Annotated in this window: 16 protein-coding genes; 11 read left to right on the plus strand and 5 right to left on the minus strand. The window is 54.8% G+C overall.

What is annotated here, in order from left to right:
* Nucleotides 1-20: 20 nt before the first annotated feature.
* The 3 genes from glnH to rhtA form a co-directional block, all read right to left on the minus strand.
* Nucleotides 21-764, minus strand: a complete 744-nt coding sequence (gene glnH / locus L384_RS08710; protein ID WP_003858455.1) for a glutamine ABC transporter substrate-binding protein GlnH — start codon at nt 762-764, stop codon at nt 21-23.
* 361 nt (nt 765-1,125) lie between these two features.
* Nucleotides 1,126-1,629 carry a DNA starvation/stationary phase protection protein Dps gene (gene dps / locus L384_RS08705; protein WP_000100801.1) on the minus strand — a complete coding sequence of 168 codons (504 nt, stop codon included), beginning with the start codon at nt 1,627-1,629 and terminating at the stop codon, nt 1,126-1,128.
* A 298-nt stretch (nt 1,630-1,927) separates the two neighbouring features.
* The gene (gene rhtA, locus L384_RS08700) at nt 1,928-2,815 is read right to left on the minus strand and encodes a threonine/homoserine exporter RhtA (RefSeq protein ID WP_023324359.1); all 888 of its coding nucleotides are present in this window, start codon (nt 2,813-2,815) and stop codon (nt 1,928-1,930) included.
* A gap of 354 nt (nt 2,816-3,169) precedes the next feature.
* Between rhtA and ompX the strand changes: the two genes are divergently transcribed.
* Nucleotides 3,170-3,688, plus strand: coding sequence for an outer membrane protein OmpX (gene ompX / locus L384_RS08695; RefSeq protein WP_003858450.1), 519 nt, complete (start codon nt 3,170-3,172; stop codon nt 3,686-3,688).
* 115 nt (nt 3,689-3,803) lie between these two features.
* Here the strand turns inward: ompX and L384_RS08690 are convergent, their stop codons facing one another.
* Nucleotides 3,804-5,387: a phosphoethanolamine transferase gene (locus L384_RS08690; protein WP_023324360.1), complete on the minus strand. Its 1,584-nt coding sequence runs from the start codon at nt 5,385-5,387 to the stop codon at nt 3,804-3,806.
* 269 nt (nt 5,388-5,656) lie between these two features.
* Nucleotides 5,657-5,785 (minus strand): manganase accumulation protein MntS, encoded by a 129-nt coding sequence (gene mntS / locus L384_RS08685; RefSeq protein ID WP_017384915.1) that lies wholly within the window; start codon nt 5,783-5,785, stop codon nt 5,657-5,659.
* A 183-nt stretch (nt 5,786-5,968) separates the two neighbouring features.
* Here mntS and mntR point away from each other — a divergent pair, with 183 nt between their 5' ends.
* The 10 genes from mntR to L384_RS08640 all read left to right on the plus strand — a co-directional run bounded on the left by mntR (nt 5,969) and on the right by L384_RS08640 (nt 16,507).
* Nucleotides 5,969-6,442, plus strand: a complete 474-nt coding sequence (gene mntR, locus L384_RS08680; RefSeq protein ID WP_022650657.1) for a manganese-binding transcriptional regulator MntR — start codon at nt 5,969-5,971, stop codon at nt 6,440-6,442.
* The gene (locus L384_RS08675; RefSeq protein WP_017384914.1) at nt 6,439-7,548 is read left to right on the plus strand and encodes an anion transporter; all 1,110 of its coding nucleotides are present in this window, start codon (nt 6,439-6,441) and stop codon (nt 7,546-7,548) included. Before mntR ends, L384_RS08675 begins: the two co-directional genes overlap by 4 nt.
* A gap of 101 nt (nt 7,549-7,649) precedes the next feature.
* A complete protein-coding gene (locus L384_RS08670) occupies nt 7,650-8,744 on the plus strand; it encodes an HlyD family secretion protein (protein ID WP_023324361.1) in 1,095 nt (364 codons plus the stop codon).
* The gene (locus tag L384_RS08665; protein ID WP_015571056.1) at nt 8,741-10,312 is read left to right on the plus strand and encodes a DHA2 family efflux MFS transporter permease subunit; all 1,572 of its coding nucleotides are present in this window, start codon (nt 8,741-8,743) and stop codon (nt 10,310-10,312) included. Before L384_RS08670 ends, L384_RS08665 begins: the two co-directional genes overlap by 4 nt.
* On the plus strand, nt 10,312-11,835 hold the full coding sequence (locus L384_RS08660) for an efflux transporter outer membrane subunit (RefSeq protein ID WP_023324362.1): 1,524 nt from the start codon (nt 10,312-10,314) through the stop codon (nt 11,833-11,835). The genes L384_RS08665 and L384_RS08660 overlap by 1 nt, the downstream gene beginning before the upstream one ends.
* Nucleotides 11,836-11,999: 164 nt before the next feature.
* Nucleotides 12,000-12,368: a hypothetical protein gene (locus tag L384_RS0121165; protein ID WP_032628178.1), complete on the plus strand. Its 369-nt coding sequence runs from the start codon at nt 12,000-12,002 to the stop codon at nt 12,366-12,368.
* A complete protein-coding gene (locus tag L384_RS08655) occupies nt 12,368-12,874 on the plus strand; it encodes a YqhG/Tai3 family protein (protein WP_023324363.1) in 507 nt (168 codons plus the stop codon). The genes L384_RS0121165 and L384_RS08655 overlap by 1 nt, the downstream gene beginning before the upstream one ends.
* Nucleotides 12,875-13,024: 150 nt before the next feature.
* Entirely contained in the window at nt 13,025-14,401 is a 1,377-nt protein-coding gene (locus L384_RS08650; RefSeq protein WP_023324364.1) for a glycoside hydrolase family 1 protein, read from the plus strand.
* A gap of 51 nt (nt 14,402-14,452) precedes the next feature.
* Complete coding sequence (locus L384_RS08645; RefSeq protein WP_023324365.1) at nt 14,453-15,775, plus strand: PTS sugar transporter subunit IIC; 1,323 nt, start codon at nt 14,453-14,455, stop codon at nt 15,773-15,775.
* Between the two features lie 15 nt (nt 15,776-15,790).
* Nucleotides 15,791-16,507: a GntR family transcriptional regulator gene (locus L384_RS08640; protein WP_015571043.1), complete on the plus strand. Its 717-nt coding sequence runs from the start codon at nt 15,791-15,793 to the stop codon at nt 16,505-16,507.
* Nucleotides 16,508-16,536 lie beyond the last annotated feature (29 nt).

The raw sequence follows: 16,536 nt of genomic DNA on the forward strand, positions 1-16,536 counted from the left end.
AAACCTGAAGTCAGGTGAAATTATTTAGGCTCGGTACCGAACCATTTTTTGTAGATTTCGTTATAGGTGCCGTTCTCTTTCAGGGTTTTCAGCGCGCCGTTAACTTTGTTACGCAGGTCGTCGCTGCCTTTCGGGAATGCAATACCGTACTGCTGAGCTTCCAGAGAATCACCTACCGCTTTGAACTTGCCGTTACCGGCAGTTTTGATGAAGTAAAGGATGTTAGGCGTATCGTGCAGCACCGCATCCGCGCGGTTGGTGCCCAGTTCCATGTAAGCGTTGTCGATGTTCGGGAACTGACGCAGGTCTTTGGTTTTGATGTTGGCTTTCGCGTAATCAACTGAGCCAGTGCCGCTCTTCACGGCGACCACTTTACCGTCGAGATCTTTCACGCTTTTCACATCGTTGTTATCCGCTTTCACCATCACCAGCAGGCCGCTTTTGTAGTAGCCGTCAGAGAAATCGATGGCCTTTTTACGCTCTTCGGTAATGGTGATGCCTGCCAGCGCCAAGTCAACGTTTTTGGTTTGCAGTGCCGGGATAATGCCGCTGAAGTCCATTGGCTTCAGGGTGTAATCCAGTTTGAGTTCTTTTGCGACAGCGGCCCACAGATCCACGTCAAAACCAACGTATTTATCACCCTGTTTAAATTCAAACGGTACGAACGCCGTGTCCGTCGCCACAACCAGTTTGTCGGCAGCCTGCGAGGACACCGCAAACGCCAGGGTAAGTGCAGCCAGTGAAACTTTTAATACAGACTTCATAGCATTTCCTTTTATATCCACGGGGCGATCCCCTGCGAGAACCTCAGGCACAATGAAAAAATCATGCCAGTTTTACAAGCTGTTGTTTTGCAAAGGGGATGATGTCACGCATTGCACGAAAAGCGTGGCAATCCTGCCAGGTTGCACCAGAATGGAGCACCGTTTTGGTGCGCTTCGTTAAGGTCTTCTGACAGGGGGATATTTAGCGCAGAATCTGACGAAAAAACAATCTTCCGTTAACGGTTGTGTGAGGTGATTATTACATTTTATTCACTTTTGCGGCCGTTGCGGGCAAAAGTGCGCACCATAAATGTGCAAAACCCCCGCCAGGGGCGAGGGTTATTCGGAAAATCCGCAGGGATTATTCGATGTTGGACTCAATGAACCACAGGAACTGATCCAGGTCGCGTGATGCGGCAGTGAAGATATCAGCAGTATCTTCATCTTTGGCTTCGCCAATCGCTTTACGAACATCATTCGCCACAATCGCGTAGCGGTCCGCCAGCTCTTTCAGGTGATCCTGAACGGTATGGATATCCAGCGGATAGCTTTTCAATGGCGTTTTGCTGTTGATCACCTGTGTGGTACCCAGTGCCACGCCACCCAGCTGTACGGCACGTTCGGCCATGGTATCCAGGTGAGTCACCAGTGCTGTGCGGAAGCCATCCAGCATTTCATGAACGGCAATAAAGTTTGCACCGCGCATATTCCAGTGAGCCTGTTTGGTGATCAGCGAAAGATCGATGAACTGGACCACCTGGCGATTCAGCAGCTCAATGGTCGCTTTTTTATCGCTATCCGATACATCGTTACGGGTATAAAGCAGATTAGACGCTTTCGTTTTCACCAGTTTAGCGGTACTCATAATCTCATATCCTCTTGATGTTTGTGTCCCAGGTAATTACGGGACTAAGTATAGCACCGGATTTTTTCTCTGCGGTTTGGCTCTGCCTATTGGTTTAATAGTGAAAGTAAGATTGTATTATCAACTGATTGAAAAATAATTAGTTTATTAAAATTGATACAGATCAATCTTAATTCATTCTTCGGGAAGCCGGGCAGGTGAAATATTTTGGCAATACAAGATAGTTTGTAAGAAATTATTTGAAGTACTGACGAGGCGTATATTCTGCATGGCGGGTTAGCCATGCAGAATTTAAGGCCTAGTTGAGATCGATTTTTTGCACTTTAGGTTCCGGGCGCATGGTCAGGGTGGAGCCCATTGACGCCGCGATAATGGAACAGAGCGCCAGCGTTTGTACCAGGGTCAGGGTTTCACCGAGGAAAATCATTCCTGAGATGGCGGCCAGCGCGGGCTCCATGCTCATGAGCGTACCAAAAATGCGCGTGGGCAGGCGCGTCAGGGCGATCATCTCCAGAGAGTAGGGCAGGGCCGTAGAGAGAATGGCAACCGCCAGACCAACCGGCAGGATTGACCACTGCCATATTGAGTCTGTCGCTTGTGCCATTCCGATTGGGACAAAGATTACGGCGGCAATTAGTGAGCCTAAGGCGACCGTCGCGGGGCCGTGCTCTTCGCCCGCACGCTGGCCAGTGAGAATATACACCGCCCAGCATGCCCCCGCGCCCAGCGCCAGAGCTGCCCCTGTCAAATCGATTTGTGAAACGCTTTGCCCGAGCGGCAGCAGGAACCATAGCCCCAGCACGGCCAGTATGACCCAGATAAAATCTACCGGACGACGAGAAGAGAAGAGGGCAACCGCCAGCGGGCCGGTAAATTCAAGCGCGACCGCGATCCCCAGCGGGATAGTCTGAATAGAGAGATAGAACATGTAGTTCATCCCTCCCAGTGCCAGCCCATAAAAAAGCAAAGGCAGTCGCTGCTCCTTTTTAAACCGTAGCCGCCAGGGTTTAAAGATAACCACGAGGATCAGGGTGCCTAATGCGATACGCAGCGCCGTGACGCCGGGCGCACCAATCAGCGGAAACAGCGATTTTGCCAGCGACGCGCCGCTTTGTATGGACATCATCGCGATAAGTATGACTGCCACCGGCATCCAGACCGACGATTTACGGGGTAAACCTGGCATCCTTTCTCCTGTCAATTTTTGTCAAAAGAGGTAAAAGTCGCAGTGTAATGGAAATAAGCTGCGACGGTTGAGCTACTGTTGAAAAAAATCCAGGGAAAATCCGTAAAATGAGGAAAGGTTGATGCTTTTATCGCCTGAAAGATTAGGAATAATCTGGATGAACTTTCTGGCGATGACGCGCACTATTAGCGTTTGAAGGTGAAAATCTGGAGTTATTTTAACAAGATAGCTGGTGCTGGAAATGTTCTGTTACAGGAAAGGTCGCATTAGACATCGTGAATGACAAAGAGTTTCACAGATTTTTTTGATATATTTAAAACTTACGGACTTACTTGAAGCACATTTGAGGTGGTTATGAAAAAAATTGCATGTCTTTCAGCACTGGCAGCTGTTCTGGCTGTTTCCGCAGGTACCGCTGTAGCGGCAACTTCTACTGTAACTGGTGGTTACGCTCAGAGCGATATGCAGGGCGTGATGAACAAAACCAACGGTTTCAACCTGAAGTACCGTTACGAGCAAGACAACAACCCGCTGGGTGTGATCGGTTCTTTCACTTACACCGAGAAAGATCGTACTGAAAATGGCTCTTACAATAAAGGTCAGTACTACGGCATCACCGCGGGTCCTGCTTACCGCCTGAATGACTGGGCAAGCATCTACGGTGTTGTAGGTGTTGGCTACGGTAAATTCCAGCAGACCGAAAACCAGGGTCTGAACCGTACTGCAAGCAACAGCGACTATGGTTTCTCCTATGGCGCAGGTATGCAGTTCAACCCAATCGAAAACGTTGCTCTGGACTTCTCCTATGAGCAGAGCCGTATCCGCAACGTTGACGTTGGCACCTGGATCGCGGGCGTAGGTTACCGCTTCTAATCACTTCGGTGAGCCAGTAAAAATCCGCCCAATGTGGCGGATTTTTTTTGTTTGTACCCTCTCCCCGTGGGAGAGGGCCAGGGTGAGGGCATTAGCCCGCACGAAACGGCAGAAATTACTTACTCTTAATATCGAAAATATCCGTCCCAAGATGGTTATAGTCGACTTTCTGTAACTTAAAGTTGGTAATGTAAACTGGTGGGCCCTTCTTCCCGGAGATAAACGGGTAATCATTTTTTATCTCTTTTGCCTTAATCCCCGTCCATTGTGAGAAGAATTTCAGGAAATCGTTCGCGGAACGGCGCGCTTTTATAATGCGATGCGTTTTGTCATCACTCGACAGCACCATAAACGGTACCTGGAAGTTCTGCTGGAACTTGTCATCGTGGGCCAGATACTGCACCTCTTTACCGCGCTCCTTAAACGCCAGGCCGTGGTCAGAGAAATAGACCATCGAGAAGCTGTCGCCGCTGTTGCGCAGCTGCCCGTACAGCTTGCTGAGCAGATCGTCGGTTTGCGTCATGGTGTAGAGGTAGCAGGACGTCTCTTTGGATTGCACAAACTCCGCATATTTTCCCCCGGTACGATCGCATGCCTGCGGGTGTGACCCCATCAGGTGCAGGACAATCAGCTGCGGCTGGGTGCGCTGAGTAGCAAAGACCTGCGCCGTCATTTTTAGCAACGCTTCATCTTTTGTGTTTTTATCGGCTTCGAAATCACCGCTTTTCAGGAACTGTACCTCGTCGGCACGCTTCGCGATGCTGGCGATGGCGGTATCATATTCGCCGATCTGTCCCTGGTTAGAGAACCACCATGTCTGAAAACCTGCCCGGTTGGCCAGGGTGACAAAATTATCCTGAAACTGCGGTTTTCCATCCACCACGCGGTTGAGCGTCAGACCGAGTGATTTCTGCGTCGAGCCGCTGGCCGCCACGTAGTCGGTAAACAGCGTACCGTTAACGGCGCTGGCAAACGGCGTGTTATCCCAGTGACCGCCAAACGCGCCGAGCGCATCGCGACGCGCGCTTTCTCCGATCACCACCACGTAGGTGTGATACTTCGGTTTCACCGCCAGCACGTTCCAGGTGTCTTTCATGGTGGAAAGCTCGGCCATACGTGCCTGCTCGTCGAGCACTTCCTCGTTATTCACCACCACGTCTTTAACGAAGCGAAACACCGGATACCCGGTATCTTTAAACTTAAACACGCCGCCCCAGGCCAGATTTTGTACCGGCGCAACAAAAAACGTCACCACGCTAAAGGCCAGACACAGGCTTTCAATTTTACCCCATGCCTTTTTCCCGACGGGCTTACGGCGAACCGCAATCACGCCGAGGGCAAAAATGAAAAGGCCAACCACGTAGTTGTACCACGGAAAGATCGTCAGGATCTCTGTGGACTCTTCCATATTGGTGGAGTGGAGCGCCAGCAGGGTATTAAAGTTTGGCGCGCCATAGGCCTGGCCAAACGGGAAATAGGCGGCAGCAACCAGAGAACAGATCCCGATAAGCACCTTCTGCATGCGCGGTGCGCTTCGCCAGAGAAGGTGAAGAATACAGGTGAACCCGACGGCATAAAGCAGGCTAAAGGGGTAGCCAAGAGCAAAGTTAATCAACAGCGATTGCAAAAAATAGAATCCCGTCCACGGGCTTAAGCCCCGGCTGCGGGTAACAAGTGTATCAATCAGGGTTACGTTCATAGATCACTATCACGAAAACGCCATGTGCTCACCCTGGCGTCAAGGGTCAAAGCCTGCCGGACAGTGCGTGGAAAGGGAATGAGAGGTCCGCTTCAGCGAGCCGCAAATTGTGCAGGGCTGCAAGAAGATAGTGCGAGCGTGAATTAAGGTCAACAGTTGCTAAAGAGATGTTTTGCGAAGGGGGCTGCAAATACGCAAAAATAATCGGGAACAGGCCAGCTTACAGCGAAAGTGTGACAGGAAAATGAAGCGGCGTACCGCGACGCCGCTTAGTGGGAAGAGTTGTCGTCCTGCTGGGGTTTGGCGTTAAACATATCGCACAGCATGTTCAACAGCATCAGGCGCACTTTAAAAGGAGAGTGGGTAAACACGTTCATACACCTCTTGAATTCATTCATAAGACCTCCTGATTCATGATCCCTTCGATCCGTGAAGGGTGACTGCATTACATACAGATATAGCACAGGCTATATTGTATAGCTATGGCTAATTCGTTAATTTTTTGTGCTTGTAGAGCTATGGTTTACAATGTGCGCTCCGTTACAGGGCGCTGGAAGCGTCAACCCCATTGAGGAAGCACAATGAACCGTCGCGCAGGTAAGCCAACAACAAAAAAAACGACGCAACTGGTGAACGTTGAAGAGCATGTGGAAGGCTTCCGCCAGGTGCGCGAGGCGCATCGCCGGGAGCTGATTGATGATTATGTCGAACTGATCTCTGATCTGATTCGTGAGGTTGGAGAAGCGCGCCAGGTGGATATGGCCGCACGCCTTGGGGTGTCGCAGCCAACCGTTGCCAAAATGTTAAAACGTCTGGCGTCGGTCGGGCTGATCGAGATGATCCCCTGGCGCGGGGTGTTTCTCACCGCTGAAGGCGAAAAACTGGCGCAGGAGAGCCGCGAGCGCCATCAGATCGTCGAGAATTTTTTACTGGTGCTGGGCGTCAGCCCGGAAATTGCCCGTCGGGATGCCGAAGGTATGGAACACCACGTCAGCGAAGAGACGCTGGTGAAGTTCCGCGAATTTACGCTCAAATACGGTCCCTCCGCTGAATGAACATCCCCGGCTTGCAGGCCCTGAAACGCGATCGCTTTTTCCATCTTTTACTTATCACTGGCGTTGGGCTCAGCGTCTTTGTGCCCTTCACGCCGCACACCTGGCCGGCGGCCATAGACTGGCGCACCATTATTACCCTGAGCGGTTTGATGATGCTCACCAAAGGCGTGGAGCTGAGCGGCTATTTTGACGTGCTGGGGCGCAAAATGGTGCGCCGCTTCGCCACCGAGCGCAAGCTGGCCCTGTTCATGGTCTTTTCGGCGGCGCTGCTGTCGACGTTTCTCACTAATGACGTGGCGTTGTTTATCGTGGTGCCGCTTACGCTCACGCTGCGTAAACTGTGCGAAATACCGGTTACCCGTCTGATTATCTTTGAAGCGCTGGCCGTCAATGCGGGCTCGCTGCTCACGCCGATCGGTAACCCGCAGAACATTCTGCTGTGGGGACGCTCCGGCCTGTCGTTTACCGCATTTACCGGGCAGATGGCGCCGCTGGCGCTGGCGATCGTGGCGTCGCTGCTGGCGGTGGGCTGGTTTGCTTTCCCGAATAAATCGTTGCAGTACCACAGCGGTACAACCGGCCCCCAGTGGCAGCCGCGTCTCGTCTGGAGCTGCCTGGGGCTGTATATCGTTTTTCTTATCGCGCTGGAGTTAAACCAGGCGCTGGCTGGCGCGCTGCTGGTGGCGTGCGGCTTCCTGTTCCTCGCCCGGCGGGTGCTGGTGAGCGTTGACTGGACGCTGCTGCTGGTGTTTATGGCGATGTTTATTGACGTCCATCTGCTGATCCAGCTCCCGGTATTGCAGAACGTTCTCCATAGCGTCAGCGGTCTGTCGCAGCCGGGATTATGGCTGACGGCGATTGGTCTCTCGCAGGTGATCAGTAACGTGCCGTCCACCATTTTGCTGCTTAACTATGTTCCCCCTACGGTACTGCTGGCGTGGGCGGTCAACGTCGGCGGCTTTGGGCTGCTGCCCGGCTCGCTGGCTAACCTCATCGCCCTGCGGATGGCCAACGATCGCCGCATCTGGTGGCGCTTCCATTTATGGTCAATCCCGATGCTGCTCTGGTCAGCGGCGGTCGGTTTCGGACTATTCCTTCTCATATAGTGCGCAATTTGTCAGTTTTTCCTGGCAAATGTATAGCAACGTCCTAGCTTTAGTGAACGGCATAGTGTGATGCCGCTCACTGACAGGACCGTTGCTGAACTATGGCAGAAGATCAAAACCCACCTGCTGACGAGCAGGATCAAAACAATAACGAGCGCAAGCGCCCGGGGAAAAAACCGTTAATCATCCTTGGTATCGTGGTCATCGTGATGGTGATTGTGGCGCTGGTCTGGTGGTTTTTAACTCGTAACGAAGAGACCACCGACGACGCCTTTACCGATGGCGACGTAGTGACCATTGCCCCAAAAACGGCAGGCTACGTCACAGAACTTCGCGTACGGGATAACCAGCGCGTGAAAAAAGGGGATGTGCTGGTGGTGATCGATCCGCGTGATACCACCGCCCAGCGCGATCAGGCTCAGGCCCAGCTTGGGCTGGCGCTGGCGCAGCTGCATCAGGCGCAGGCGCAGCTGGCGCTCTCGAAGGTGCAATATCCCGCCCAGCGTGATGAAGCCAAAGCCCAGGTACTTAAAGCCCAGGCGGATATGGCCAACGCGCAGGCGGAGTACCGCCGTCAGCGCGGCGTTGACCCGCGCGCGACCACGCAACAAAGTATCGATGCCGCGAACGCTCAGCTGCGCAGCGCGCAGGCGGGGCTGGCCAGCGCCCAGGCGCAGCTGGAGGTGGCGGAGCAGGTCCAGCTGCAAATCCGCCAGCAGGAGACCAACGTCGAAGCCCGCGAACGGCAGGTCGATCAGGCCAGAGCGCAGCTGGAAACCGCCAACCTGAACCTCTCTTATACCGAAGTCCGCGCCCCGTTCGACGGTTTCGTCACTAAACGCAACGTCCAGCCCGGTACGCTGGTGCAGGCCGGCACGGCGCTGTTCTCGCTGGTTTCCCCGAACGTGTGGGTGGTGGCGAATTTCAAGGAGTCGCAGCTTGAGCGCATGAAGCCGGGCGACAAAGTGACCGTGTCCGTCGATGCCTGGCCGGATATGGAGCTGGAAGGCCATATCGACAGCATCCAGCAGGGCAGCGGCTCGCGCTTCTCCGCCTTCCCGTCGGAAAACGCCACCGGTAACTTTGTGAAGATCGTTCAGCGCGTACCGGTGAAAATCGTGATTGATAAAGGGCTGGATCCGAACAAGCCGCTGCCGCTGGGGCTGTCGGTTGAACCGAAGGTCACCGTGGAATGACGGATCACAGCCACGATAACTGGAAGCCCGCCAGTAACCCGTGGGCGGTGGCGATTGTGGTCACCCTGGCGGTGTTTATGGAAATTCTGGACACCACCATCGTCAACGTGGCGCTGCCCCACGTCGCGGGGTCGCTCTCGGCCAGCTATGACGAATCCACCTGGGTGCTCACCAGCTACCTGGTGGCGAACGGCATCGTGCTGCCGATTTCGGCCTTTCTCAGCCGCCTGTTTGGCCGCAAACAGTTCTTCCTGATCTGCATTGTGATGTTCACCATCTGCTCGTTCCTGTGCGGTATCGCCACCGAGCTATGGCAAATCATCCTGTTCCGCGTGATGCAGGGGTTCTTTGGCGGCGGGTTGCAGCCTACCCAGCAGTCGGTGCTACTCGACTACTTTAAGCCGGAGGACAGGGGCAAAGCCTTTGGCCTTTCATCCATTGCCATTATCGTCGCGCCGGTGCTCGGCCCCACGCTGGGGGGCTGGATCACCGATAACTACTCCTGGCGCTGGGTGTTCTTTATCAATATCCCGGTAGGGATTGTGACGGTGCTGGCCATCTATCAGCTGCTGGAAGATCCGCCGTGGGAGAAAAAGTCGGAAGAGAAGCTCACCGTCGACTGGACGGGGATCGGCCTGATCGCCCTCGGTCTTGGCTGTTTGCAGGTGATGCTCGACCGGGGCGAAGATGATGACTGGTTTTATTCGAACTTTATCCGCACCTTCGCAGTACTGACGCTGGTCGGTATTATCGGCGCGATCTACTGGCTGATGTATGCCAGAAAGCCGGTGGTGGATCTGCACTGTATGAAGGACCGCAACTTTGCGATCTCCAGCCTGCTGATGGCGGGGATGGCGATGATCCTGTACGGCAGTTCGGTGGTTATTCCGCAGCTGGCGCAGCAGGATTTGGGCTATACCGCCACCTGGTCCGGGCTGGTGCTCTCGCCCGGCGCGGTGCTGATTGTGCTGACCATCCCGCTGGTGCTGAAGCTGATGCCGGTGGTGCAGACGCGCTGGATCATCGCCTTCGGCTTTACCTGCCTGGCGGTGTCGTTCTTCTGGTCCCGCACGCTGACGCCGGATATCGATTTCGAAACGCTGGTGCTGTTCCGCAGCGCTCAGTCGATTGGACTGGGGTTCCTGTTTGTGCCCCTCACCACCATTGCTTTTATCTCGATCCCGAGGCGGCTTAACGCCGACGCGGCGGCGCTGTTTACCATGTTCCGCAACGTGGCCGGCTCGATTGGGATTTCGCTCTCGACGGCGGCGATCACCGAGCGCTCGCAGGCGCACAGCGCGCATCTGGCTTACCACGCTTCGCCGTTTAACGAGCAATTCCAGCTGGCGATTCGCGAAAGCGCCCAGGCGATCCAGAACTTCACCACTCAGGTGGGCGATCCGACCGGCATTGCCACCGGACGGATGTACCAGACGATGATCGAGCAGTCGCGCTTTCTGGCCTACATTGACGTCTTCACCATTCTGAGCGCGGTGGCCTTATTACTGATTCCGTTTTGTTTGTTGCTCTCGCCGGTTAAGAGCGAGGGGAGTGCAGGAGCACACTGATGATACACAGACGTTTACACCCCCTGATGATAATGATGCTGCTGGTGGGTTGCGCCGTCGGGCCGGACTACCAACAGCCTGCACCGCTCGCCACCACGCACTGGAACGATAAGGGCGACAGCGCGGTGAAATCGCAAACTTCCTCCGCCGCCACTAACCCGCGCTGGTGGAAAACCTTCGGCTCGCCGCAGCTCGACAGCCTGATTGAACGCGCCATCGCCGGAAATCTGACGCTACAGCAAACCGTATTACGCATTGCCGGGGCGCGCGAACAGATTAACCAGGCCGGCGGGGCGTTTTTCCCGTCGGTGAATGGCAATGTGCAGGCGACGCGCCAGCAGCTTGGGCTGGAAGGGGAGCTAAAATCCCACGGTGTGTACGACCAGTTGAATAATGTCGATCCTGAACTGCGGGGCGCGTTAGGCCCGCTGACGCAGCCGATTAACCTCTATCAGGGCAGCTTCGACGCCCAGTGGGAAATCGACCTGTGGGGCAAGGTGCGCCGTCAGGTAGAAGCGGCCGAGGCGCAGCAGCGGGCAGCGATCGAGCAGCGTAACGATGCGCTGGTCTCGCTGGAAGCCGAAGTGGCGCGGGCGTGGCTACAGCTGCGTGGGGCGCAGAGCATCATTGCCACGCTTAATACGCAAATTGAAAGCGCACAGCAGACGCTGGAGCTGACCGAAAGCCGCCAGCGGGGCGGGCTGTCGCCGCAGATGGACGTGGAGAACGCCCGGGCGCAGCTGGGCAATCTTGAAGCCCAGCTGCCGCAGTATCAGGCGCAGGAACGCCAGGCGATGAACGGGCTGGCGATCCTCCTTGGTAAGCCGCCGGGCGCGCTGGATGCCGAACTGCAATCCGTGCAGCCGATGCCTGCCCTGCCGGATATTGTGCAGACCGGTATTCCGTCCACCCTCGCACGCCGTCGCCCGGACGTGCGCGAAGCGGAGGCGAATCTCCATGCCGCCACGGCGCAGATTGGCGTCTCGGTGGCAGAGCTGTTCCCGAGCTTTACCCTCTCCGGGCAGTTTGGCTTGCGCAACAGCGAATCCAACTGGCTAACCGACTGGAGCAGCCACTTCTACAGCTTTGGCCCGCAGGTTTCCATACCGATTTTCCAGGGCGGACGGCTGGTCTCCAGCGTTAAGGTGGCGCGCGCGCAGCAGGGGGCGGCGGTGCTGGACTATCGTCAGACGGTGCTGACGGCGCTCGGCGACGTTGAAAACGCGCTGGTGAGCTATCGCACCGACCAGCAGCGTGAAGCGGGCCTGGCGAAAACCATCGACGCGCTGCAAAACGCCTTTGATCTCGCCAGCGACAGCTACCGGCAGGGGATCGCCAGCTTTATTGACGTGCTGGACGCCCAGCGTCAGCTCGCTCAGGCCGAACAGCAGCGGGCGCAGGCGCAGGTGCAGAGCGCGCTTGATCTGGTGGCGCTCTACAAAGCCCTCGGCGGCGGCTGGGAGCCGTATCAGCAGGTGCGGCTGCCAGACTACAGCGTCTTTGGCGACGCCCCGCGCGGATAATCTTTTAACAGCGATGACTCTGGCCGGATCCGCGCAGCGAATCCGGCCTTTTTATTGGGCGCGAAATTAATATTTTGGCCGGACAAATTTAAGCATTATTTAACCAACATCAGGTTAATGACTGGCACAATAATTCCGTTCTTACTTACTTAAGGGAACTAAGAATGAGTTGGAATAAAGATGTTGCTGTTTCGTATCTCCGTTCACACGCGCTGGGGCACTCTCATAGTGAATGTGCTAAGTTTACCCGTCTGGCGATTCTGGCTGGAGGTGTTAAGGTGCCTAATACAGATTATGCAAAAGATTATGGGGCGGAATTATTACGTGCTGGATTCCGTGAGCTGCCGCCCGGTTCGACTTTAATAGCTGGCGATGTGGCTGTGATACAGCCTTATCCCGGAGGAAACGGCATAGGTCACATGACTATGTATGACGGCACGCAGTGGATTTCTGATTTTGTTCAAAAAAGCATGTATCCGGGGCCTGGGTACCGCAAAATGCAACCATCATTTAAAATTTACAGGATGCATTGATGAAAAGGATATTTTTATCAGTCGCTATATTGCTGGTGGGATGTAGTTCTGCTGCCAGTCAAGATCAGAGTGCGAAAGATACTACCGAATCATTTTATAAATCCTATCTTTGTGCATTCGGCAGTAATGAAGCCAGGCCCTATCCTGCCGACGAACTGCGTAAATATGTTTCTGCTGATACTATTGCTCGCATTGGTGCTATTCAGGAAATCCCGGAACAAGAATTAATAGAGTCTGACTATTTTACGTATACCCAGGATTACGCCCGCGAATGGATACCTGCGTTACGGGTGGAAAACGTAAGGCCATTTTTAAACGGGGAAGTAGTCCAGGTGATGGAAGGGGCAGGTGGCGGGAGGAGCATTCACCTTGAAGTATTTCTTCGTCGTGAAGATGATGCATGGAAAATCTACCGCGTTCGTGACTTAACGAACAATCACGAGCATCCCATATTCAATGCCGGAGCAATTGCTCAGGCAAAAGTTGCAGCCGAACGCGGGCTTTAAACGTTAAACAGGAACTTAGCCTCGGCAACTGCCGGGGCTTTTTATTTCCATCAACCTCACAAAAAACGATCCACACCTTTGATCGACATACCATCTTCGCCTATATGACTAGTCATGAAATTTAAATGACTAGTCATAAAGGGAGCAACCATGAACAAATCACTGCCAGCCAACTTTTTATGGGGCAACTCGGTATCCAGCATGCAGACGGAAGGGGCCTGGAATGAGGGCGGGAAGGGGATGTCGGTGTATGACATTCGGGAAGCCGGTGAAAACATCTCTGACTGGAAAGTGGCGACCGACTCCTACCACCGCTACCGGGAAGATTTCGACCTGATGCAGGATCTGGGCATGAACTGCTACCGCTTCCAGATCTCCTGGAGCCGCATCTGCCCGCAGGGTGACGGCGAGTTCAACGACGAGGGCATCGCCTTTTACGACCGCTTTATTGACGATTTGCTCGCCCGCGGTATCGAGCCGATGGTCTGTCTCTACCACTTCGATATGCCGCTGGCGCTGGCGCAGGAGTACAACGGCTTCAACGATCGCCGCGTGGTGGACGCCTTTATCCGCTACGGCAAAAAGATGATCGACTGCTTCGCTGACCGGGTGAAGTACTGGCTGACCTTCAACGAGCAGAACATTTTCCATATGCCGGAAGCTTTTCGCATTTCCGGTTACATGAAAGGTGAGCAAACCCTGCGCGAGCTGTATGAGCTTCAGCACCATGCGATGGTGGCGCACATGACTCTGACCGAATACCTGCACCAGACTAAGCCGGGCAAGCTGATGGGCGGCATGCTGGCGCACCAGCTGATTTATCCGGCCACCTGCAAACCGCGCGATATCTTCTGCGCCCAGCAGTACGACGAATTCCTCAACCAGAACCTGCTGCGCGTCTTCGCGGGCCAGGGCTACAGCCCGGCGGTAATGGCGGTGGTGGAGCAGGAGGGCTTCGGCGATATCTACCGCGCAGACGATCTCGCGCTGTTTGCGCGCACGAAGAACGACTTTATGGCCTTCAGCTACTACGCCAGCAAAACGCTGGACAGCGATGCCATCCCGGAAGGCACGCCGGTTAACTATTACCTGCTGCACGGCGAGAAAAACAATCCGTACCTGAAGGCCACCGAGTGGAACTGGCAGATCGATCCGCTGGGCTTTCGCACCATCATCACCCGCTACGCCAACGACTGGCGGATGCCGGTATTCCCGATTGAGAACGGTATTGGGGTGATTGAGTCCTGGGATGGCGTGAATCCGATTGAGGATACCTACCGCATCGACTACCACCGGGCGCACATCGAGGCGATGAAAGCGGCAATATTCGAGGATGGGGCAGAGGTGATGGGCTATCTCGGCTGGGGGTTGATTGACATTCTCAGCTCGCAGGGTGACATGCGCAAGCGCTACGGCGTGGTCTACGTCAACCGTGAAAATCACGACCTGAAAGACCTGAAGCGCGTGCTGAAGAAGAGCTACGCGTGGTTAAAACAGGTTATCCATACCAACGGACGCGAGATGTAAGCCGTACGCTGCCGGGCCGTTTTTGTGACTGATTAATGGGAACACTCCGCTATGTCTGAAACAAAAATAACACCGCACATGCAGTCTTTTGTCGATAAATTTGTAGAGTTCTCGGCGCGCCTGGCAAACCAGGTGCATCTTCGCTCCCTTCGCGATGCCTTCGCCACGGTAATGCCGATTTTCATCCTTGCCGGTCTGGCGGTGCTGGTGAATAACGTGGTGTTCCCGTGGATTTTTGCGGGCGACACGCTTACGCAGTTTAAGGTGTGGGGCGAGGCGATTATCAACGGCACGCTGAACATCGCCGCGCTGCTGCTGGCCCCGATGATCGCCTGGTCGCTGGCGCGCAACAAAGATTTCGACAATCCGGTCTCGGCAGTGGTTATCGCCGTCAGCAGTTTCATTATCATGATGCCGATGCGCTTACAGATTACCCCCGTCGGCAGCGACGCCACGGTGAACGTCACCCAGGTTCTGACGTTCGCCAATATTGGCTCCACCGGGATTTTCGCCGGGGTGCTGATTGGGCTGCTCTCAACCGAGCTGTTTATCGCCATTTCACGGCTGAAGGCGCTGCACATTTCGCTCGGGGAGAACGTACCGCCAGCGGTGAGCAAATCCTTTACCGCGCTGATCCCGACGATCCTCACGCTCTCCCTGTTTGCGGTGCTGGCGGCCATACTGGCGAACGTGCTGCACACGGATCTGATCCATCTCATTACGACATTTATTCAGCAGCCGCTGCGGTTGATCAACACCAGTCTGCCCGGGACGATTTTCATCTACAGCTTCGGTAACTTCCTGTTCACGCTCGGTATTCATCAGTCGGTGGTCAACAGCGTGGTGCTGGAGCCGTTCCTGCTGATCAATACCAATGAGAATATGCTGGCCTTCGCCAACGGCCAGCCGATCCCGCACATCATCAACAACATCTTTGTGCCGACCTTTGGCATGGTGGGCGGGACGGGCAGCACAATCTCATTGCTGATCGCTATCTTCATCTTCTCAAGACAGAAATCAGCGAAGCAGGTGGCGCGTCTGTCGCTGGCGCCGGGTCTGTTTAACATCAACGAGCCGGTGATTTTCGGCCTGCCGATAGTCTTTAACCTACCGCTGATGATCCCGTTTGTGCTGCTGCCTGCTATCGGGATTTACTTTGCGTGGCTCTGTACCACGCTGGGGTTCATGTCGCGCTGCGTGGTGATGATCCCGTGGACGACCCCGCCGATCCTTAGCGCCTGGCTGGCGACGGCGGGGGACTGGCGGGCGGTGGTGGTGCAGTTGGCAATCATCGTATTTGGTGTATTCTTCTACCTGCCTTTCCTAAAGGTGGCCGAGCGAGTGGCCTTGAAAAACAGCGGGATAGAAAACTAACTGAAAGGAAGGAAGATGGCGGCGAAGTACATCACCATAGCGCGGGAAATTAAGAAACGCATTATTACCCAGCAGTACGCCGCCAATGAACCGCTGCCGGACCAGTTCGCGCTGGCGGCGGAGTTCAGCACCAGCCGGATGACCATTCAGCAGGCGATGCGCCAGCTGATCGTTGAAGGGCTGGTCTATACCCGACAGGGGCAGGGCACGTTCATCCGCAAAAATTTCCTCCAGCTTTCCCAGTGGGATCTCTCCGGCAGCGACTACTTCGGGGCGACCAAAACCTGGGAACATTTAGGCACGGTGACGAGCCAGGTGGTGCACTTCGAACTGCGCTTCCCGAACGAGAAAGAGCAGGCATCGCTGATGATAAATCCGGATACGCCGATCTATGACTTTATCCGTCTGCGTTTACTAAACGGTGAGCCGATGTCTCTGGACGCCACGGTAATGCCGCTCAATCTGGTCCCCGGTCTGAACAAAACCCATCTTGAAAGTTCGGTATTCCGGTATGTGCAGGAGACGCTGGGGCTGAAGATCATGGGATCGTATCGGGTGGTGCGGGCGCTGAAGCCCAGTGCGCTGGATATGCAGCACCTTGTCTGCGAGCCAACCGACCCGGTGCTGGAGGTAGAGCAGGTGATCTATCTGGAAGATGGTACGCCGCTGGAGTACGCCCATTGTCACTATCGCTATGACCATGGCGGTATCGTTATCGTGAATAACGGATAAAAAAAAGCGGACTTCAAGGTCCGCTTTTT

Source organism: Enterobacter sp. MGH 38 (assembly GCF_000492855.1).
In the GTDB taxonomy this organism is placed as follows: Bacteria; Pseudomonadota; Gammaproteobacteria; order Enterobacterales; family Enterobacteriaceae; genus Enterobacter; species Enterobacter hormaechei_C.

What these genes read in the sequence shown, in the direction of transcription:
- L384_RS08665 (WP_015571056.1), top strand. Translation starts at nt 8,741, where the DNA reads ATGACGGATCACAGCCACGATAACTGGAAGCCCGCCAGTAACCCGTGG.
- L384_RS08660 (WP_023324362.1), top strand. Translation starts at nt 10,312, where the DNA reads ATGATACACAGACGTTTACACCCCCTGATGATAATGATGCTGCTGGTG.
- mntS (WP_017384915.1), bottom strand. Translation starts at nt 5,785, where the DNA reads ATGAATGAATTCAAGAGGTGTATGAACGTGTTTACCCACTCTCCTTTT.
- ompX (WP_003858450.1), top strand. Translation starts at nt 3,170, where the DNA reads ATGAAAAAAATTGCATGTCTTTCAGCACTGGCAGCTGTTCTGGCTGTT.
- mntR (WP_022650657.1), top strand. Translation starts at nt 5,969, where the DNA reads ATGAACCGTCGCGCAGGTAAGCCAACAACAAAAAAAACGACGCAACTG.
- L384_RS08650 (WP_023324364.1), top strand. Translation starts at nt 13,025, where the DNA reads ATGAACAAATCACTGCCAGCCAACTTTTTATGGGGCAACTCGGTATCC.
- L384_RS08645 (WP_023324365.1), top strand. Translation starts at nt 14,453, where the DNA reads ATGTCTGAAACAAAAATAACACCGCACATGCAGTCTTTTGTCGATAAA.
- L384_RS08640 (WP_015571043.1), top strand. Translation starts at nt 15,791, where the DNA reads ATGGCGGCGAAGTACATCACCATAGCGCGGGAAATTAAGAAACGCATT.
- L384_RS08690 (WP_023324360.1), bottom strand. Translation starts at nt 5,387, where the DNA reads ATGAACGTAACCCTGATTGATACACTTGTTACCCGCAGCCGGGGCTTA.
- L384_RS08670 (WP_023324361.1), top strand. Translation starts at nt 7,650, where the DNA reads ATGGCAGAAGATCAAAACCCACCTGCTGACGAGCAGGATCAAAACAAT.
- rhtA (WP_023324359.1), bottom strand. Translation starts at nt 2,815, where the DNA reads ATGCCAGGTTTACCCCGTAAATCGTCGGTCTGGATGCCGGTGGCAGTC.
- dps (WP_000100801.1), bottom strand. Translation starts at nt 1,629, where the DNA reads ATGAGTACCGCTAAACTGGTGAAAACGAAAGCGTCTAATCTGCTTTAT.
- glnH (WP_003858455.1), bottom strand. Translation starts at nt 764, where the DNA reads ATGAAGTCTGTATTAAAAGTTTCACTGGCTGCACTTACCCTGGCGTTT.
- L384_RS08675 (WP_017384914.1), top strand. Translation starts at nt 6,439, where the DNA reads ATGAACATCCCCGGCTTGCAGGCCCTGAAACGCGATCGCTTTTTCCAT.
- L384_RS0121165 (WP_032628178.1), top strand. Translation starts at nt 12,000, where the DNA reads ATGAGTTGGAATAAAGATGTTGCTGTTTCGTATCTCCGTTCACACGCG.
- L384_RS08655 (WP_023324363.1), top strand. Translation starts at nt 12,368, where the DNA reads ATGAAAAGGATATTTTTATCAGTCGCTATATTGCTGGTGGGATGTAGT.